Annotated in this window: 21 protein-coding genes; 13 read left to right on the forward strand and 8 right to left on the reverse strand. The window is 54.1% G+C overall.

What is annotated here, in order from left to right:
- Positions 1 to 45 precede the first annotated feature (45 nt).
- Positions 46 to 1,071, reverse strand: a complete 1,026-nt coding sequence (locus tag ABO_RS02250) for a hypothetical protein (RefSeq protein ID WP_011587720.1) — start codon at positions 1,069 to 1,071, stop codon at positions 46 to 48.
- Complete coding sequence (locus ABO_RS02255) at positions 1,049 to 2,410, reverse strand: adenylate/guanylate cyclase domain-containing protein (RefSeq protein WP_011587721.1); 1,362 nt, start codon at positions 2,408 to 2,410, stop codon at positions 1,049 to 1,051. The genes ABO_RS02250 and ABO_RS02255 overlap by 23 nt, the downstream gene beginning before the upstream one ends.
- A 343-nt stretch (positions 2,411 to 2,753) precedes the next feature.
- Here ABO_RS02255 and ABO_RS02260 point away from each other — a divergent pair, with 343 nt between their 5' ends.
- The 6 genes from ABO_RS02260 (at position 2,754) to ABO_RS02285 (ending at position 8,134) form a co-directional block, all read left to right on the forward strand.
- Positions 2,754 to 3,725 (forward strand): alpha/beta fold hydrolase, encoded by a 972-nt coding sequence (locus tag ABO_RS02260; RefSeq protein ID WP_011587722.1) that lies wholly within the window; start codon positions 2,754 to 2,756, stop codon positions 3,723 to 3,725.
- A complete protein-coding gene (locus ABO_RS02265) occupies positions 3,706 to 4,197 on the forward strand; it encodes a nucleoside triphosphate pyrophosphohydrolase family protein (protein ID WP_011587723.1) in 492 nt (163 codons plus the stop codon). The genes ABO_RS02260 and ABO_RS02265 overlap by 20 nt, the downstream gene beginning before the upstream one ends.
- Before the next feature lie 305 nt (positions 4,198 to 4,502).
- Complete coding sequence (locus ABO_RS02270) at positions 4,503 to 5,186, forward strand: nitroreductase (protein ID WP_011587724.1); 684 nt, start codon at positions 4,503 to 4,505, stop codon at positions 5,184 to 5,186.
- A gap of 102 nt (positions 5,187 to 5,288) precedes the next feature.
- Positions 5,289 to 5,651: a putative quinol monooxygenase gene (locus ABO_RS02275; RefSeq protein ID WP_011587725.1), complete on the forward strand. Its 363-nt coding sequence runs from the start codon at positions 5,289 to 5,291 to the stop codon at positions 5,649 to 5,651.
- A 192-nt stretch (positions 5,652 to 5,843) separates the two neighbouring features.
- Positions 5,844 to 6,773, forward strand: coding sequence for an AAA family ATPase (locus ABO_RS02280; RefSeq protein WP_011587726.1), 930 nt, complete (start codon positions 5,844 to 5,846; stop codon positions 6,771 to 6,773).
- Positions 6,773 to 8,134 (forward strand): vWA domain-containing protein, encoded by a 1,362-nt coding sequence (locus ABO_RS02285; protein ID WP_011587727.1) that lies wholly within the window; start codon positions 6,773 to 6,775, stop codon positions 8,132 to 8,134. Before ABO_RS02280 ends, ABO_RS02285 begins: the two co-directional genes overlap by 1 nt.
- A 19-nt stretch (positions 8,135 to 8,153) precedes the next feature.
- Here the strand turns inward: ABO_RS02285 and ABO_RS02290 are convergent, their stop codons facing one another.
- Positions 8,154 to 10,595, reverse strand: a complete 2,442-nt coding sequence (locus tag ABO_RS02290; protein ID WP_011587728.1) for a hybrid sensor histidine kinase/response regulator — start codon at positions 10,593 to 10,595, stop codon at positions 8,154 to 8,156.
- Between the two features lie 136 nt (positions 10,596 to 10,731).
- Here ABO_RS02290 and ABO_RS02295 point away from each other — a divergent pair, with 136 nt between their 5' ends.
- Positions 10,732 to 11,283, forward strand: a complete 552-nt coding sequence (locus tag ABO_RS02295; protein ID WP_011587729.1) for a porin family protein — start codon at positions 10,732 to 10,734, stop codon at positions 11,281 to 11,283.
- A 111-nt stretch (positions 11,284 to 11,394) separates the two neighbouring features.
- Here ABO_RS02295 and ABO_RS02300 read toward each other — a convergent pair whose 3' ends face one another.
- A complete protein-coding gene (locus ABO_RS02300) occupies positions 11,395 to 12,723 on the reverse strand; it encodes an ABC1 kinase family protein (protein WP_011587730.1) in 1,329 nt (442 codons plus the stop codon).
- A gap of 229 nt (positions 12,724 to 12,952) precedes the next feature.
- Entirely contained in the window at positions 12,953 to 13,381 is a 429-nt protein-coding gene (locus tag ABO_RS02305) for a phasin family protein (protein WP_011587731.1), read from the reverse strand.
- A 170-nt stretch (positions 13,382 to 13,551) separates the two neighbouring features.
- Here ABO_RS02305 and ABO_RS02310 point away from each other — a divergent pair, with 170 nt between their 5' ends.
- The 4 genes from ABO_RS02310 to ABO_RS02325 all read left to right on the forward strand — a co-directional run bounded on the left by ABO_RS02310 (position 13,552) and on the right by ABO_RS02325 (position 15,817).
- Positions 13,552 to 13,752 (forward strand): hypothetical protein, encoded by a 201-nt coding sequence (locus ABO_RS02310; protein WP_041704802.1) that lies wholly within the window; start codon positions 13,552 to 13,554, stop codon positions 13,750 to 13,752.
- A 315-nt stretch (positions 13,753 to 14,067) separates the two neighbouring features.
- On the forward strand, positions 14,068 to 15,084 hold the full coding sequence (locus tag ABO_RS02315) for an AraC family transcriptional regulator (RefSeq protein ID WP_011587732.1): 1,017 nt from the start codon (positions 14,068 to 14,070) through the stop codon (positions 15,082 to 15,084).
- A gap of 119 nt (positions 15,085 to 15,203) precedes the next feature.
- Positions 15,204 to 15,623, forward strand: a complete 420-nt coding sequence (locus tag ABO_RS02320; protein ID WP_011587733.1) for an HIT domain-containing protein — start codon at positions 15,204 to 15,206, stop codon at positions 15,621 to 15,623.
- The gene (locus ABO_RS02325; RefSeq protein WP_041704806.1) at positions 15,623 to 15,817 is read left to right on the forward strand and encodes a CPXCG motif-containing cysteine-rich protein; all 195 of its coding nucleotides are present in this window, start codon (positions 15,623 to 15,625) and stop codon (positions 15,815 to 15,817) included. Before ABO_RS02320 ends, ABO_RS02325 begins: the two co-directional genes overlap by 1 nt.
- 82 nt (positions 15,818 to 15,899) lie before the next feature.
- Here ABO_RS02325 and ABO_RS02330 read toward each other — a convergent pair whose 3' ends face one another.
- Genes ABO_RS02330 through ABO_RS02340 form a run of 3 tightly spaced genes read right to left on the reverse strand, consistent with a single transcriptional unit; the run spans position 15,900 to position 17,760 of the window.
- Positions 15,900 to 16,181, reverse strand: a complete 282-nt coding sequence (locus tag ABO_RS02330; protein ID WP_011587735.1) for a SelT/SelW/SelH family protein — start codon at positions 16,179 to 16,181, stop codon at positions 15,900 to 15,902.
- Positions 16,181 to 16,762, reverse strand: coding sequence for a YajG family lipoprotein (locus tag ABO_RS02335; protein ID WP_035459278.1), 582 nt, complete (start codon positions 16,760 to 16,762; stop codon positions 16,181 to 16,183). The genes ABO_RS02330 and ABO_RS02335 overlap by 1 nt, the downstream gene beginning before the upstream one ends.
- Before the next feature lie 26 nt (positions 16,763 to 16,788).
- Entirely contained in the window at positions 16,789 to 17,760 is a 972-nt protein-coding gene (locus tag ABO_RS02340) for a polyprenyl synthetase family protein (protein ID WP_041704811.1), read from the reverse strand.
- 265 nt (positions 17,761 to 18,025) lie between these two features.
- Here ABO_RS02340 and rplU point away from each other — a divergent pair, with 265 nt between their 5' ends.
- Together rplU and rpmA are read left to right on the forward strand one after the other, a co-directional pair.
- Positions 18,026 to 18,337: a 50S ribosomal protein L21 gene (gene rplU / locus ABO_RS02345; RefSeq protein ID WP_007148862.1), complete on the forward strand. Its 312-nt coding sequence runs from the start codon at positions 18,026 to 18,028 to the stop codon at positions 18,335 to 18,337.
- A gap of 45 nt (positions 18,338 to 18,382) precedes the next feature.
- Positions 18,383 to 18,643, forward strand: coding sequence for a 50S ribosomal protein L27 (gene rpmA, locus ABO_RS02350; protein ID WP_011587739.1), 261 nt, complete (start codon positions 18,383 to 18,385; stop codon positions 18,641 to 18,643).
- Positions 18,644 to 18,748 lie beyond the last annotated feature (105 nt).

Consider the following 18,748-nt stretch of genomic DNA (forward strand, 5'->3'; position numbering starts at 1 on the left):
CTTAAAAGTAGCCTGTTAGGAAAGGGATGCAGCATTTGGAAACGGTCAGGGTTGTTCCAGGTCGCGTAGGTTGTTCAACACCCGCTCACTGCGTTCGAGTTTCTTGTTCAGCTCTTCGTTATCTGGGTACAGCGGAGCTATCTGTTTCCAGATTCGGTAGGCCTCGCGATACTGTCCGTGGGCATAGAGGGCTTCGCCAGTATTTATTTCTTCGGCAAAGCGCCGTCGGCACCATTGTTCAAGGCGTTTGCGGTGTGAAGCCAGTGCAGGGTTGTTTTTCTGTTGGTTTAGGAAGGCCCGTGCGGCCAGTAATGATTGCAGTTGGCCATTGCGCTGATAGCGGGTCATTAACTGTTCGGCCTCAGCCTGCAGAGCCCGGTTACGCTTGGCGCGGGCTCGCCGTTGTTCATTGTTGAGCACTTGCTGCGCCTGAGCCAGTTTGGGTGCTGGTTCGGCCTCTGGTGCCAACTGATGGGCGTAGCGGAGCAGGTTGCGGGCCTGAACCCATTGCTCCTGATCCGCGAAATAGTTGCCCAGAGTGGTAAGGTCTGCGATCAGTAGTTCTCGCTCTTCGGCCAGTGCCTGACGCTCCTGCTTTGCCGCTAAAGCGTGAAAGTCGGCAAGATGAAGTGCCAGATCCTTGTTACTCAACAAGGCTTGCGCTTGGGCCTGGCGTCGCTCGGCTAGCAACGGATTAAGCTGACGGGCTTCCATCGGGACCAGAGTATTGCGGAGTTCATCAATGGCGGAAGAGTCCAGTACCTTGTCGCGGTTGGTTTCCAGCAGGGTAAAGGCAGCGTCCCATTGTTGTTTTCGGGCCAGTTCTTCTGCCTGCTGAACGACGTGGAGCCGATACTCTTGGCTGGCCAGGCGAACGCCAGCGTACTGTTCTTGAAGGATGGCATACTGCGGGTGTTTAGGATCTGTCTGTTCGATGATCTGCGCGGCTTTGGCGTAGTCGTGTTGCTCCAGCGCCGCACTGACATCGTTTTCTGGGTGGGGGTTGGCGAAGGTGGTGCAGCCGGCCAGTACCGTGGCTAGGGTTAGGCTACTCGCCTTGTACACGTTCATGCTCCGTATTCAGTTTTGCCAGAAACTGGGCAATACGCTGTTCCATTAGGGTTTCGGACAAGGCGTGAACACCATCAATGCGGTGAGTGCTCACTGGTTGCTCTTTGCCGCGAATGCGCATGGCTCCGCATTCCGTGGCGCGTACCCGTGAGGCAATGTTGGGATTGGACAGTAGCGGTGCTGCGGCAATGATCTCGTTGCCTCCAGCCATATTTGACAGTCGGGAGGCCAGATTTACTGCGTCGCCGACTACGGTGTATTGCATGCGATCGCGCGAGCCCAAGTTGCCAGCCAGCATAGCGCCGGAATTGATGCCGATGCGGAATGTAACGGTGGTCTCGCCTCGGGCATTGCGGTATTCATTCAGGCGTTTTACTAGCCGCTGAATCATTACAGCACAACACAGCGCATGGAATAGGTGCTCGTCATCTTTTTCTGGCACCCCGAACACGATCATGGCGCAATCGCCCATGTACTTGTCAATGGTCCCTCGGTAAAAGCTGGTAGCTGTGGTGATAGCATCGAAATAGACATTGAGCATGTCGGCGATTGCGTCTGGTGCCAAGTTCTCGGATAGACGGGTAAAGCCGACGATGTCCGCAAAGATCACGGTTGCAGAAACGTCACGACCACCTAGTTGCACCTGATCCAAATCGGCCATCATGTTACGGGCCACGGATGGGCTGACGAAGCGTTGCAACACACGCTCTACTTGGTCCTTTTCTAGCATGCCATGAGCCATGGTGTTGTAAGCCTCAATCAGGCCGCCGATTTCATCGTTGCGGCGGTCCTGAATGCGATAGTTCAGGTCGCCCTTGCGCATGGCACTGGTGGCGGCCAGCAGGTCATGAATGGGTTGGGCCAGCCGGCGGCTAATCAGGAAGGCGACGACAATGGCGATCACGCTCATGATGAGCGTGGCGGTGATCATGGTGTCCCGCACCGCTTGGCGGGCGGCCATAATGGGGCGGTCCGAGAGGGAAATGGCGGTATGGCCGGCGACCACATCGCTGATCTTGATGGGGGCGTAGTATGTTGTGATGGGTTCGTCTTCCAGGTCCCAGCGTTTTACCTGCTCGTGCAGAGGTGAGGCGGCCAGCGGCAGAATGCCCGCTTTATCGGTCAGGTTGCCGTCGCGGCCAAACAGGGCGGCGCCACGCACGCTTTCACTTCGGGTCAGGTTGTTGAGTTGCACTTTGAGGAAAAAGGTATCGTCAGCTAATAGGGGTTCACGGACGGTATTAGCCAGCTGTTGGGCAATCGCGGTGCCGAAGCTATCAGCTTGGTCGCGCATGCGACTGAGTTGGTTATTGAGTAACAGGGTGCCGAGGATGGTCATGCCGCAGAGAATCAACAGAGAGATGGATAGCCCAAGCTTCCAGGCTACCGGGAAATACGCCGGGATATAGGGCGCCAGCCACTCGCGAAGGCGGGTGCGGCGGGGGGGCGGATTGTTCGGTTCCCTTTGGCGTGCTCACGTTTCGTCCCTGATGTGGCTATGCGAGTAATCCTGTGTGTCTCTGTGTCCGTCAGACCGCCTACTACAGGCTTGGTCTACGCTTGTCAGCGGTGTTCCTTGCTGTCAAATTCAAGTATGTGTTATGCCAACAATAGCATTTTAGTGATGTCGGGTAAGTAGCCGCTTGACTGTTTGTTTCCCGGCCTTGAATTAGGATATGAGTATGGCCTTCACGCGAGAGCGACAAGTCAGTGCAAATGGGTTGGATTTCTTTGTGGCGGAGGCCGGTGTGGCCGGTTTGCCGCTGGTGTTGTGCTTGCATGGTTTTCCGGAGTGTTGGGCCTCTTGGCGGTATCAGCTACCGGTGCTAGCTCAGTCTGGTTATTACGCGGTGGCACCGGATTTGCGTGGTTATGGTTTTACCGATGCCCCTAAAGACGTCGAGGCTTACCGGCAAAGTAAGTTGGTTGAGGATGTGATGGCATTGATTCGGGTGCTGGGCTACGACAGTGCCATCCTAATAGGACATGACTGGGGGTGTGCGCTGGCTTGGCAGGTCGCCCGTTGTTACCCGAAATCGATTAAGGCAGTTATCGGTATGTCGGTTCCCTATGGCGGCCCAGCACCGGTGCCGCCCACGGCAGCCATGCGTAAGCTGTTTGAAGATCGATTTTTCTACATGCTGTATTTCCAGCAAACAGGTTTGCCGGAGCAGGAACTTGAGGCGGATGTATCGCACAGCTTGCGTTGTATTTTTCATGCCTTATCCGCTGACGGCATTGCGGACTTCAATGTGAAGCCGGACGATACCGGCTTTCTTCAGTCCATGCCCGTTCCTGAAGCCCAACCGCGTTGGATGCGAGAGGAAGATCTGGCTTACTACGTGGAGCGTTTTGAGCACAGTGGTTTTACCGGCGCAATCAATTGGTACCGGTCCATGGATGCCTCCTGGGAGGAAAGTCGCAATGCCAGCAATTGGCAAATTCCCATGCCGATATTATTTATAGGAGGCTTGCAGGACCCGGTCCTCATGTTTAGCCAGAAAGCGCTACAGCGTATGCCTGACTATATGCCGGACCTGCGCACGGTGATGCTGGATCAGTGTGGTCATTGGATTCAGATGGAGCAGGCCTCTGAAGTTAATCGAGAGATCTTGGCGTTTTTGGAAGAAGTCGATGGCGATAAAATCGAATAACAGTAACTTTCACAGGGTAGCCGAATTTCATCGCGCTTTTTCTTTGCCGGTGGAGCCGCAGCCAGTAGTGCCAGACGATGCCACTGTGCGGTTGCGGTTGGCTTTACTGCTGGAAGAATTTTACGAGCTGGTCGAAGCCACTTGCCAGGAGGTGAGCGAGGGACAACGAAAATTTCTCATGACCCTTGCTCAGGCTCGCGAACAACTGGAAGAGTTAGAGGGTTTTCAGGTGGATTTGGTGGAGGTGGCGGACGCGCTCACTGACATTAATTATGTTACTTACGGCGCAGGCCACACTTTTGGTATCGATCTGAATGCCTGCTGCAAGGAAGTGCATCGCAGCAATATGAGCAAGCTGGGTGCCGACGGTCAACCGGTGAAAGATGAACGAGGCAAGGTGCTGAAAGGCCCTGCGTATTCGCCTCCATCGCTGGCCCAGGTATTGGCAAACCAGGCCGGCGGTGCCGAATAGCGGCAAGTGGCTAGTGGGGTTGTATTTATCGTGGAGATTAAAGTGGTGAAAATCTGATTCATATCAAGACGAAATGGCGCGATGGGTAGCACTATAACTGCGGGATTTGATCCCGCTGCGTATGTTTCCAGTTGTCCCTGGAAACCATTAGGCCCCGTTTTCGGGGCCTTTTTTTCTTCTCTGCAGCCTTTCATTGATTATGCAACACGGGTGGTGCGTGTCGCATAAATAGCCTGGTCGTTAAGGTCATCGTTTCTGCCCTCTTGCCCGGTTAGACTCGAGGCGAGTTTTGACAGGAGCCATTCATGACCGCCTATGATATTTCCTTGGCTGACGCCATGATCCAGCGCCGCTCAGTTCGCGGTTTTACTGATAAGCCAGTGCCCAAGGCGGTGATGGATGAGGTGTTCTCTCTTGCGCAGCACTCGCCATCCAACTGCAATATTCAGCCCTGGAAAGTGTGGGTTGCCTCCGGAGCCGTACGTGATGCGCTGCGCGAGCGGATGATCGAGAAGGTCACCAATGGTGTGCCCTTTGCTCCAGATTATGATGGCCCGCCTAGGTTTGAAGGGGTATACCGGGAGCGCCAAGTCGATTGTGCCATGGCGTTATATGGCAGCATGGGTATTGCCCGTGAAGATCGTCCTGGCCGGCAGCGAGCAGAGCTGCGTAACTTCGAACTGTTTGATGCTCCCCATGTGGCTTTTATTGGCATGGAGCGCAACTTTGGCGTCACCGTAGGGTTGGATGTGGGAATGTATGTGCAGTCGTTGTTGCTGTCCATGAGTGCCTATGGACTGGGAGCGTGTGCCCAAGGCAGCATGCGTTACTATCCGGATGATGTACGGGACATGCTAGGGATTCCTTCTTCCACGGCTATCGTGTTGGGCATCAGTTTTGGTTACGAAGATCCGGAAGTGGCCGCCAACAAGGCTCGGGTTGGTCGCGTGCCGCTTTCCGACTCGGTGCAGTTTTGCGATAGCGTGTGATCTGAGGGCTTGTTCCACTGACTGTGTAACAAGGGCTCTCAGGCAGCGGTGGCGCAATTGTGTTAGGATAGGGGTTCTCACCAGCGTAGCGAACCCTCCTCCATGATTATAGTGAAAGGCTCCTTTCCCATAAAAGAAGACGAACAGCCCGATGCGTTGGCGCTGGTGCAAGCGCTTGCTAGTGCGTCGCGGGGGGAGCGGGGATGTTTGGCCTATGAAGTGTATCTGCAGGCCGATGCGCCACGAGTAATTATGGTGTGGCAGCAGTGGTCGAACCTTGATGCGCTGGAAATCCACTTTGGCTCCGAGCATGTGGGCGCCTTCCTGGATGCCATTCCCGACATGATTGATGGTGATGTCACTTCTGCTCGGTTTGATGTGTCCAGCATGGATGGCGACCCCATTGTAGAAGAGGTGGGCGAGATTGTGCCCATGGTGCTGGCGGACAATATTATTTTGCACTGACTCCGCGTTTTCCCCTTGGCCCTGCGCTGGCCCTTCTCGCTTATCGTTACTTCCCGTTTATACGGTTCGCAGTTTCCCATCGGTGTTGTGTCGTGGTTGGTCAATGTCTCCCGCCTCACTCTGGGTTACTCTGTTTGGCTTAGGCAAGGTTCAGCGTCGGCTGTGCCCTGGCAAGGCTGAGTAGGAGTAACCATGAAAACCCGTATCGACTCCGTCGAAGATATTATTCGCAGTTTCTCCGAACAGGGATACATTTGTAGCGAGCGTATTGCGTTGGCGGTGTATCTGGCGGCGCAGTTGCACAAGCCGGTACTGGTAGAGGGTCCGCCCGGGGTGGGAAAAACCGAACTGGCTAAAGCCGCGGCGGCGTTTTTGGAAGCACCGCTCATTCGCTTGCAGTGTTATGAGGGGCTGGATGAGAGCCGTGCCTTGTACGAGTGGAAGTATGGCAAGCAGTTGCTGTACACGCAGCTTTTGCGTGACAAGCTGGGCGGTATGCTGGCGGACACTGACAGCCTGGAAGCCAGTATGGATCGCCTGGGTGACTTGGGCGAAGCTTTTTACAGTGAAACGTTTCTAGAGCCTCGCCCTCTACTGCATGCGTTGCGCAGCGATGAGCCCGCGGTGTTGTTGATTGATGAAATCGACAAGGCTGATCAGGAATTTGAGGCATTTCTGCTGGAGCTGCTTTCTGATTTCCAAATTTCCATCCCCGAGCTAGGCACAGTGAAGGCGAAGCACCAGCCATTGGTATTGTTGACCAGTAATGATCAGCGTGAATTGTCTGATGCGTTAAAGCGGCGCTGCTTGCACCTTTATATTCCTTACCCGGAAGCTGAGCTGGAAGCGAACATTGTGGCGGCGCGGGTACCGGATCTGGATGTTAGATTACGTGAGCAGTTGGTAGCGTTTATTCAGTACCTGCGAGAGCAGGATATGAAGAAGCTGCCGGCGATTTCCGAAACTCTGGACTGGGCGCGAGCGCTGGTCTTGCTGCACGCGGATTCACTGGAGCAGCAGCAGGTTGCGGATACACTTAACCTCGTGTTGAAGACCGAACAGGATGTGACTTTGGCGCGGGAGCTGTTACCGGCTTGGCTGCGTAAGCTGGACAAACGTTAATGCCAACCCGTCGCCTTTCTGAATTTGTGCAGGCCCTGCGTGGTGCAGGGTTACGGATTTCGCCGGATGAAGCGACCCAGGCTATGGATGCCGCTGCGTTGGTGGGCTACCAGGGCCGACAACGTTTTCATGATGCCCTGGCGATGACGTTGGTGAAGCAGGAAGAGGACCGCTCGGCCTTCGAGGAGACCTTTGCGCGTTTTTTTGCGGTGACGTCTGATGTTCGCTCTGGCTTATCATCGCAGAGCGCACCGCGTGCCATGCCGGCTGCGGTGAACGAGGCTGGCGAAACGAGCGAGAAGGGTCGGACAGAGGAGGTATTTGCTGATCTGACCACCCAAACCCCTGCCCAATTGGATCAACGCCTTGCCGAAGCTGCGGCGCGAATGGATTTCACTCAGATGGAAGTGATTACCCAGCAAGGACTGTATACCCGTCGATTACTGATGAACATGGGCATGGGGGCTGTGGATGATCGTATTCTAGAGCTGGATAAAGGGGGAGATCTTTGTCTGGCTCGGGCGGAAACACTGCGGCAATGGAGGCAGGAGGTTCGTGAGCAAGCAGCCGACCATGTGCGACGGCAATTTCTTCTGCACGGTGCCGGTAAGGGGCGGGCGCTGCGCGAGCAAACCATGCGTGCGGTGCCCTTCCGGCACCTGCGCGAATTTCAAGAAGTAAAAACATTGGTGCGACGCATGGCGCGGCGCCTGGCTAGTCTGCATCAGCGGCGCATGAAAAAAAGTCGACGAGGCATGTTGGACGCGCGACGCACTTTGGTGGCCGGTATTCGTCACGATGGCATACCTATGCGATTGCATTGGCGCCAGCGGCCAGTTCAGAAAAGCCGAGTCATGGTGATTTGTGATGTGTCCAGTTCGGTGAGTGATGCCGCTCGTTTTCTGCTGCAGTTTCTGTACGCAATGAATGATGTGTTACCGCGGGTACGCAGTTTTGCGTTTGCGTCACGCTTTGATGAAATTACGGAGGATTTTCAGCGCTACAGCCCGGATGTGGCTGTGGGTAGGGTTTTGGATCGTCTGTCTGGCAGCGGTACGGATTATGCGGAAATGTTTGCGGATTTCTGGCGTCGTTGTGAACGGGAGTTGGATAGTCATACCACGGTTATTATTTTGGGTGATGCACGAAATAACTATCTTCCTGAGGGTGCCGAGGTGTTACAGCAAATCCGTCGGCGGGTGAAACAGGTATGGTGGCTCAACCCCGAGGCTCGTTCTCGCTGGAATAGCGGGGATGCGGTGATGGACCGCTATTTGCCCCATTGTCGGATGGCTCGCCAATGCGCTTCACTGGATGACCTTGAACGGATTGTGGATTCGCTGCTCAAGGGGCTAAATTAGCACGCTTTGTGCGCAAGCGTTACCTTTGAGAGTCTGAATGATTCCTGGCTTTTGATGGGCGAGGCCCTGTGCTGCGAAGGGCCTGCCGCAATGTGGTTTGTAGGCGCGCAAGGTTCACTGGCTTGGCCAGATGACCGATCATGCCCGCGTCGCGGCAAGCGCGGATTTTGTCCGGTATCGCATGGGCGGTGAGTGCGATGATAGGTACCCAGGGTAGACGGTTTTCTTGTTGCAGTTTGATGATCGCCCTGGAGGTTTCAAAGCCGTCCATGTCCGGCATTTCACAATCCATTAGTATTAGATCGAATGGTTGCGTGGTGGACATGAGTACGGCGATGGCCTCCAATCCGCTCTCCGCCACTTCTGTCTCGTAGCCAAGTTTCTGACATAGCCCCTCGGCGACCATCAAGTTGATATGGTTGTCGTCGACGATCAGTAGTCGTCCTTCGAATAGCACCGATTGGTTGTCGATGGCAGGTGCTGTTGTACAAGTGTCCGCGCGTTCGGTGCAAGGAATGGGCAGCCTGAACCAAAAACGAGAGCCTTGTTTGGGCTTGCTGTCTACCCCGATTTCTCCCCCCATAATTTCCACTAGTTGTCGACAAATCGCTAGCCCCAGGCCGGTGCCACCATAGCGTCGGCTGGTGGAGCTGTCGCCTTGCTGGAAGTGATCGAAGAGTCGCCTTTGTTGTTCTTCGGAAATACCCGTGCCGCTGTCTTGCACTTCAAAGTATAGGTAGTCGCTGTTAGCGGGGTCGCGCTGTGCGCGTACGGTGATGGTGCCATTGTCGGTGAATTTCACTGCGTTGCTGATCAGGTTAACCAAGATTTGCCGAAGTCTTACTGGGTCGCCTAAGCAGCGTTCGCTTACGTTAGGAGCAACGTCGAGGGTCAAGGCGTTGGAGTGAATCTGGGCTTTGTGCTGAAACAGGGTGAGGGATTCATTGAGAAGGTTGAACAGGTTGAAGCTGGTTTGCTCGATGGGCATCTTGCCCGCTTCGATGCGAGAGTAATCTAGGATGTCATTGATGAGATTCAGCAGGCTATTGCCCGATTGCTCGATTACATTCAGGTTGTGGCGTTGTTCATCGTTTAGGGGGGAGCCCTTGAGCATGTCCACTGTGCCGATAATGCCGTTCAATGGGGTGCGGATTTCGTGACTCATGACGGCTAGAAATTCACTGCGGGCATTGAGTGCGGCATTAAGTTCGCTGGTGCGCTCGCTAACACGCTGTTCAAGAATCTCGTTTGCTTCATTCTGAATTCGGGCATTTTCACTTTTCAGTATGGTCATACGGTGGGCTAGAGCAAACGATAGAAGGAGTGCTTCGATAAACGTCCCCATCGGCATGATGTTTTCCAGCAACCAGCCGCCATTGATAAGCTGAAATGTCTTCAGAATATAGGCCATGGTGGCTAGAGCGACAGCGGTGAAGGCTAGCAGGAAATAGCGTGCGGGGCTGTAGCCTTGCCGAATTAGCCAGATGGATAGGGCGATGGCAACAAGCAGCCAGGGCAGGATAATGGCGGTGCTGGCCTGAATGAAAAAATGGAAATCAATCAACGTGAGTGGGGCAAAGAGAATCAGCACGCTGGCGGTTGCGACCAGTCCGCGGTTGATGGTCGGTGCGCGTTTTTTTAGCTCGAGAAACTGGCAAGTAAAGAGGATAGAAAACGCGAGGGTGAGTAGATTTAAGATAGGTATAGAATAATGATTCCACTGCGTGGCTTGTGGCCAAAGCCATTGATAGCTTAGTCCTTCGCGAGTGAAAATGTTGAGGGTGAAGGTGCCTAAGTAAAGAACATATAGTAGATAGCTGCGATCCCGGATGGAGATAAATATCAGCAGGTTAAACAAAAATATGGCAACCATCGCTCCGAAATATAGGCCATAAAAAATAGTGACTTGGGTGTCCTGTTGATTGAACGCCGTTGCTGACATAACGGAGACCGGCAAATCAATCACATTGTCGCCTTGGGCACGTAGCAACAGGTAGCGCCGCGTATTTATCGGAAGGTTGAGCGTGGAGACTAGGTGACTATGAGCGAATGCCCGAGTATGGAAAGGAACACGGTCGCCGAGGCGATTGTGCCATAGCCGCTTACCTTGTTGGTCGAAAAGGTAGATGTCGAGATAGTCTAGATGGGGGCGGCCCATGCGGGCAAACCATAAAGACTGGCCACTCTGGTTTTCGATGGGGATGAGAAACCATTGCAAGCCTTTACGAAAACCTAGAGAAGGGTACTTATCATGAATTTTCTCGCCCTGGTCATCGAGAAAAGCCTGCAGAGCCATTTCCGGACTGTAGGCTTGCTTGGGGCCTGCCAGCCATTGCATGCCGTGGGCCGCTTGGTAACTGTCCTGCTCATCGCTAAGCGTCAGGCTATGACCTGAGATCGCCAGCATGAGCAGGAAGACGGTAGCAATTCCCTGCTTGAAGATGAGAAGCCCCTGTGTCATTCCCGACCCTGTTATCGCTGTTATGTGGATACGGCGTTAGTGTGCGCGATTCATTTTACAGAATTTACCGTAGTCTCTGGAACTGTGCGACATATACGGCCTCGAAATGGGTGACTTAACGGAAAAGGAGTCCTGTATGAAAGTCATTATGCGTAATGCGCTGGTTTTGTCTTGTTCATTGATCGTGGCACCCGGTGCCTTTGCGGTCGGCCCGTACATTGGCGGTAACTACAGCCAAATTCAGTACGATAACGAAGAGTATGACACGGATACCCTGAAAATCGACTCGGCCACGATCAATGCCGGGTATGAGTTTACGGATTTTCTGGCACTGGAAGCTCGGGGTGGTTTGGGTTTTGATGAGGATTCCCAAGGTATTGTCGATTTCGACATGGACCATCTGTACGGTGGGTATGTGAAGCTGAGCGCCCCTATCGGTGAGAAAATTCGCCCTTATGTTATCGGCGGGTATACAAAAGTGAAGGGTGAAGTATCAGCCAATGGCACGCTAGCGGGAGTGGATTACTCCTACAGTGATACTGAAACCTTTGAAGATGAATCCTATGGCGCCGGTTTGGACTTTAATATCACTGATACGGTTGGAGCCAACTTGGAATACATGCGTTATGTGGATACCGATGAGGAAGAAATCTCCGGTATCAGTGTTGGTCTGCGTTCTGCGTTCTAATGTCGGCAGATCACACTGAGATAAAAAAACCCCTCCAAGTGAGGGGTTTTTTGTGTCGCTTTGCAGAGGTTACACGTTGTGTGCTGCATGTAATTGAGCAGTCCGTGATGCTTAGTCCCCGGCGATGTTGATCGCTTTTTCCAGGTTCGGTCGAAAGGCCGTGTTTACGCCCAGTTTCATCATGGTCCAGTAGTGCCCGCTGATGACCCGCTCAACCAGTAGGCTGCGCGAGGAGGGCTGGAACTTGAGAATTTGTTCTAAAGGGGTGCGTTTTACCTGACGCATGATGTCGGTATGGAGTTGTGAGTGCCCGAAGTCGTAGGGCTCGTCATCAAAGGCTCGCAGCAGCAATTCGATCCAGACCGCATAAAAATCGCTACTGACCTGGGTGTCCTTTTTGCGTGCCCCCAGTTCCATTAGCATTGTGTCCAGAGTTGCCCATTCCTTGTTCATCGCCGCGCGCACGAGCCGTTTTAGTAAATCAGCATCTTGCGGGGGGAGTCGCTTCACTGCGCCAAAGTCATAGATCACGATGGAGCCATCGGGGCGAAATGCAAAATTACCGGGGTGGGGGTCGCAATGGACGGCACGTAACTGAAAAATTTGTTGGCCGATGGCATCGAATAGTCGCTCCCCGAGCAGGTTGCGAGTGGCCTGGTCGAAACCATGTTCGTCGTCGACCTGGTCTAGGGGGATGCCGGTTTCGTAACTCAGGGTCAGCACCTTTTCACTGGATAAAGCTGGAAAAACCTGGGGAATGACCAGCCATGGCTGTTGCTGATGAAATGCCTGAAAATGTTCCAGGTTGGAGGCTTCCTGAAGGTAATCCAGCTCCTCGTGGAGCTGGCTGCGAATTTCCCTGAATACGGCATTCAGTGCTGTTTCATCCACTTTCAGTAAGCTGCCGAGGCGCAGAATACGGCGTAAGTGCTTCATATCTGAATCAATGGATTCCTTGACCGCAGGGTACTGTACTTTTACCACTACTTCGTCGCCTGCCGGAGTCAGGGCATGGTGTACCTGACCAATGGATGCTGCGGCAAAAGGCTGGTCTTCGAAACGGGCAAATAATTCATCCAGCGGGGCGCCAAGTTCGCGCTCCAGTTGCCGTCGAATCACATGGAAGGGCATGGGGGCGGAAGCATTCTGCAGAATTTTCAGTTGATCACTGATTTCCGCGGGCAGGATATCCTGCATCTGCGATGCAATCTGGCCGACTTTCATGACCGCGCCTTTCATCTCCCCCAGCGTGGCAGCCACCTCCTTACCAATATATTGCAGCAGTTTTTCCCGGTCAGCGGCTTTGGATTGGTCAGACTGGAACAGCCCTTTGACCTGATGGCCGGCCACCCGAGTGGCGATTGAGGTGGTCATGCCGGTGAGCCGAAACAATCGGCCGGTGGCAGTGGTGGGGCGTTTTCGGCGACGATTGTCGGCCATGGTAAAACCTCGCGGGTTTTCTTGTTATTTCTGCGGCTGTGTTTACGGCTGCGTTAAGGCTAGCGCCATGCATAACGTATGCACAAGGTGCGATAGTGCCATAAGGCGACGGGAGGGCGGGGTCTTATTGATAGGCTAGATAAAGAAAAGGGGCCCAAACGGGGCCCCAAAGGGAGAGTAAGACAGAGTTTTAAAACAACACGTACTACATTTTCACAGCAAAACAGGATCAGTCGCGTTTTTCGCCAGTGGAAACCAGCTCATTGAACAGTTTCTCACCTTCTTCGCGGGCAGTGGCAACGGCGCCAAGACTTGCCAGCAGATATTCATTGGTTTCTTCGGCTTTTTCACCGCGTTCTTTCTTGCCAGCTTCAAGCAACTTTTGGTACAAGGCCAGGCGCTTTTCCGGGGCGCTGTCGAGCAACTCGCGGGCAGCGACCAGTGCGCCACGGCTTGCTAGCAGGGCCTTGGGTTTGCTCTCAGCTTCTTCGCCAAATGCTTTAGAGCCGGTTTCAACGTATTTGTTGAATAGCTCTTCAGAGCCTTCTTCGGCTTTTTCGTAGGCGCCCAAGCCTGCCAAGTACAGCTTGTTACCTAGCTGCTTGGCACGGTTTACCAGAGATTCGCTTTGTTCGCGGAGATCTTTCAGCTCGCCCATGTTGATCAATCCTTTACGTTGTCCGGTGTTAAAAAAGAAAAACTTCGGTGCAACGTTTGTTGCGTTGCGTGGATAAATAGTAGGGATTACTGTAGGCGAAGCAGCTACAAATCGTCCAACAATTGGACGATAAGTGGTGAGCGGCGAAGCTCCAAGGTGTGTGCCCAGCAATGTTAGTAGGCCAAGCTGGCGTAGCCGGAGTTGCTTCCCGTGCGGAGGAGGACGAAGAAGGCTCTGTTCTGTTGTCGGGGGCGATTTGCTTTAAGCTGAGCTCCGACGTGAAGCAGGTGCAGATATCGTTGCATCTGGCGGATCCGCCCATGGCCCATGTGGCGAGGAGTGTGCCAGCAAGCTGTTTTATTTTCCTTTAACAACAAACTCTTAAGCAATTGAAGTATGGCGCTGCATGCTCAGGACGGCGGCGGTGGTTGCAAGTGATGATGTTGGTAACTATTCGCGCGAGCTGGCTCTGTTACACCTTCTTGGTCGTGGGAAATCCTGGCCAGTAGTTGATTGTCCTTTCGCCCCGATGTTGCGCGCTCGGAGGGGCGTTCCTGTGAGGTATAACTTGGCGAGGACTTGGTTTGTTGGCAAGTGAACAGGAGTTACTTGTCACCGTTGCGTGGTGAGGTTATGGTTGTCTATTCGGTCATTTTGGGCCAGCGCAGTGTAATCGGAATGCAGTCATGACAATTCTAAAAATGGATCCGGAGGAATACTCCGTGTCGGCGGAATATCTAGCCTTGTTGTTGGCGGTCTTATCCCGCCGTGGTGTTGCCACTGAGACTTTGCTTGAAGGCACTCGAATCGAGCCCGGCTGTTGGCGTAATCCGCAGGCGCGGATCACCGCGCAGGATTTTGAAAGGGTCGCCATCCGCGCCATCGAGCTGTCCGGGGAGCCCTGGCTGGGTTGGGAGCTTGGTGCGTCGATGACGCTATCTTCTCACGGTTTTCTTGGTTACGCCGCCATGAGCAGCGCTACCCTGGGTGAGGCACTGGAGTTGGCGGTTAAATATTTCCGCACCCGCAGCACCTTGGTGCAGCTGGAAACCTTTACTGATGGCGACATGGCGGTCATGCAGATTAATGAATTGCTGGCGCTGGGAGAGCTGGCTCCGCTGATTATGGAAAGCCTGTTTTCAAGCTTCCATTTTATGGGTGAAAAGCTGGTTCCGGGGCAGGAAGTGATTGGTGAGCTGCGTTTCTCTTATCCAGAGCCTGACTATTTTGCTCGCTTGCGGCCGGTGATGCCGGTGCCAGTGTATTTCGATTGTGCCTACAATCAAATGCGCTTTCCGGTGGAGCGCATGAAATACACTTTACAGTTTGCGGATCCGCGTCTGGCCAGAATGGCGGCAGATCAATGTGAGCAGGAAATGGCGACGATCAAGTTGCCGCCGCCTTTGTTGGGGCAGGTGCGGCGGATCATTCTGGGTGGCGGTGGCCGCTTCCCTGGGGTGGAAGAGGTAGCTGGTGAGCTGCATATGTCGTCACGCACCTTGAAACGCAAGCTGCAGCAATTAGGTACCAGTTACCAAGAGGTGCTGGATGGGTTACGTAAAGGTCTGGCGGTGGAATATCTGACTCAGTCCGAGAAAACCGTAGATGAAATAGCGATGACGCTGGGCTATTCCGATGCCTCCAACTTTGCACGTGCTTTTCGGCGCTGGACGGCCCGTAGCCCGTCGGATTACCGGCCATAGAATCGCCCCGTGAGGTTAGAGGTTGAACCCTGGCGGGGGGGGGGATTGTTTCAATGTCGGTGGGATGACGGCTTAGTTGGTCGTTCCTGTAGCCAGCAATAGTCAGTTAAGGACATATTATGGCCATGCTTCATCCTCGCCTAGCTGCCGATACCGGTGCTTTGGGAGAAACAGATTTGTGCTGGTTGCGTTGGATGAACGATCAGCGTTTTGCTTGGATTATCGTGGTGCCCAAGCGTGACGGGCTACGAGAGTGGCACCATTTGCCGATGGATGAACAGCAGGCGCTGTTGGCGCAGGTGAATGACTTGGCCGGTCAGCTTGAGCGTATTACTGATGCGGATAAGATCAATATCGGTGCGTTGGGAAACATGGTGCCGCAGCTGCATATCCATATCATTGCCCGCTATGTCGATGACCCTTGCTGGCCTGGCCCGGTATGGGGGCAAGGGACGCCGCAACCTTGGGCGGACGGTCAAGTGCCGGTTTGGATTGCTGAGTTGGCGTTGGCGGACGGTGTAATCACGGGAGGCTGTTGATGGCTGAGTTGTTGCCAGCGACCGTGCAGTGTCCCCATTGCTGGGAGTCCATCGAGGTTTTGGTGGACCCCTCTGTGGAGGAACAGGAGTACGTGGAAGATTGTCAGGTGTGCTGCCAGCCGCTGCTATTCACCGTGCAGTTACCGTTTGGCAGTGACTCGCCGCAAGTAGAGGTGCGGCCGGAGAATGAGTAGTTGGAAGCTTAAAGTTGCAACGCGGGTTTGGGTGGGTGCTGGAAAGCGTATTGTCAGTGCTTTTCAAGGTTAAACGTTTAACTCACCCCTTTCGGTCGATATGCCCTAAATCCCTTTCCGGGAATAGGGCGTCCCGTACTCGCCGTTTTAACTCGGTAATCTCCGGGAAGCCGCCATCTTTTTTACGTTCCCAAATTTGTTGACCGTTAGCTTCAATCCAGAATATTCCACCGGTACTGGGCCGCAAGGCCACTTCATCCAGTTCATCGCTGAACGTTGCTAGTAATTCCTGGGCATACCAACCGCTACGCAGCAGCCAGTTGCATTGGCTGCAGTAGTGAATGACAACGCGGCTGCTGGGCATTAGGGGGTGTCGTTGCCGGCCAAGAATGCCTGCATTTTAGGGTCAGTGAGCATGCGGGTGATGGCGCTGCTGAGTATCTCGTTGATCATGGTTTGGTTACGGTTGGCGGTGGGGGTGAGCGGCAGGTCGTGGACTACGCTGCTCTTATAGGTGCCGATGTGTACCACGTCCGCACGGCTTGCTTCGGCTAGCAGCGTCAGCGATAGGGTGACTTCGTTAACCACTGAACCTTCTTCAGGCACATAGTCCAGCTGCTCCAGCCGTACTTCCAGGCGGGTGGCGTCGGCGCCGGCATTAAAGGCGTTGAACCCTTGGTTTTGCAGGCCTTTGCGTACAGCGTCTTCGATGGCGTTTTTCACGTCATTGGCGGGTTGTACTAGGGCGGTTTCTTTATAGACGCCGCCTCGAGTGCCAAAAGCGCTCTGCTCGCGGGAATCTACGGCGATCACTTGGACGGGCTCATTGTGGCCGATATTGGCGGCTTCCACATCCGCTTTCGGGGCCACGGTAATCATTTGTGGGCTTAATGCGCAACCGGCAAATAACGTGGTTGCGGTGAAAATCAGGGCTGCACGCAGCATGGTCACTCCTTGATTCGTGGGTGCGCTCAGTAGGTGCGCTTTAGTGATTCTTCTGCCAAGCGGAACAGGGCGTCCTTGTAGGGAGACGCCGGTACTTGAGCGATGGCGTCCAAGGCAATGCGAGTCTGTTCTGCGGCCTTGTCTACCGTATATTGAAGACCGCCGCTGGCGCGAACGGTTTCAACTATTTGTTCTAGGTGCTCTAGCCCTCCGCTGCGAATGGCATCCTTGATCAGTGTGGCCTGTTCTGCAGAGCCATTGGCAATGGTATGGATCAAGGGCAGGGTGGGCTTACCTTCGGCGAGGTCGTCGCCCACGTTCTTGCCTAGTTCACTGGCGTCGCCCTGGTAGTCGAGCACGTCGTCGATGAGCTGGAAGGCGATACCCAGGTGGCGGCCGTAGGTGGCAAAAGCGTCCACGTGGTCGCTGACGTCATTGGCTCCCAGTACGGCCCCGGTTTCCGCGGCGGACTCAAACATCTTTGCGGTTTTGTGGTGAATCACCCGCATATAGTTGTCTTCGCTGGTGTTGGGGTCGCGCACGTTGATCAGCTGCAACACCTCCCCTTCGGAGATCGTGTTGGTGCTTTGCGAGAAAATATCCAGCAGCCGTGGGTGGCGCAGGGCAACCATGAGTTGCAGGGCACGAGAAATCAGGAAGTCTCCCACCAGAACGCTGGCAGCGTTGCCCCATACCGCATTCACGGTGGGACGCCCGCGTCGTAGGTTGGACTCATCCACTACGTCATCATGAAGTAGGGTGGCGGTGTGCAAAAACTCGATAATCGCCGCCACATCCACGTGGCGGCTCCCCTGATAGCCGGAGGCCCGAGCGCAGAGTACGGCGATTAACGGGCGAAGCCGCTTGCCGCCAGATTGAATGATGTAATCGCCCACTTCACGGATCAAGGGGACGTTGGAATCCAGGTGGTGACTGATAAACTGGTTCACCGCCTCGAAGTCGTCATCGACGACGGCATAAATAGCCTTGAAATCCATGTGTTCAGGTCCAGACAAAGGGTGGTGCGACAGCGGGCAATGCTAGCAGTGGCTGGCGGGTAGTCAAGGAAACCACAGCCCCCGTAGTGACTGGGGCAACAGCAGCGCGAAAGGCTTGTGAGTTCCGCTTGTTTCGCGTACACTTCGCGGCCCAATTTCATCCTCTGCCTGGCTTGCAAGTGGTGATGGCCGTTTTCTGCGCTGCTAGCGCGTTAGTAAGACGGTAAAGTCGCCCGCCTGAGTGGAGTTGTGCTGGAGCACACACATGTACGCAGTAATCAAAACCGGTGGTAAGCAGTATCGCGTTGAAGAAGGCGATGTTGTTCGCATCGAGAAAATTGAAGTGGCCACCGGCGAGTCCGTTGATTTCGACCAGGTGCTGCTGGTTGCTAATGGCGACGACGTGAAAGTCGGCCAGCCCATGCTGGATGGTGCCAAGGTAACCGCGGAAGTGCTGGAGCAAGGTCGTCACAAGAAGATTAAAATTGTGAAGTTCCGTCGCCGTAAGCATTCCCGTAAGCAACAGGGTCACCGTCAGTGGTACACTGCGGTGAAAATCACCGGGATCCAGGGCTGATCCTTAAGACCTGATTTTCAGAAATTGAGTAGAGAGGATTGAGACATGGCACATAAAAAAGCCGGTGGTAGTACTCGTAACGGTCGCGATTCGGAAAGTAAACGCCTTGGCGTTAAGCGTTATGGCGGCCAAGTTGTTAGTGCTGGCGAGATCATTGTTCGTCAGCGTGGCACTAAATTCCACGCTGGTGTAAACGCTGGTATGGGCAAAGACCACACCATCTTTGCCAAAGAAACCGGTCGAGTGAAGTTTGAAGTCAAAGGTCCGCTGAACCGCAAGTATGTGGTAATCGAGCCTGTGGCCTGATCCTGACGGATCCTAAAAAGCCCCGTGAGGCTCGCGCCCGCGGGGCTTTTTTGTACGTGTTTTTCGTGTTCCAACTCATGCCCTTTACCGTAAAATGGCATCTAT

This window comes from Alcanivorax borkumensis SK2 (genome assembly GCF_000009365.1).
Lineage (GTDB): Bacteria > Pseudomonadota > Gammaproteobacteria > Pseudomonadales > Alcanivoracaceae > Alcanivorax > Alcanivorax borkumensis.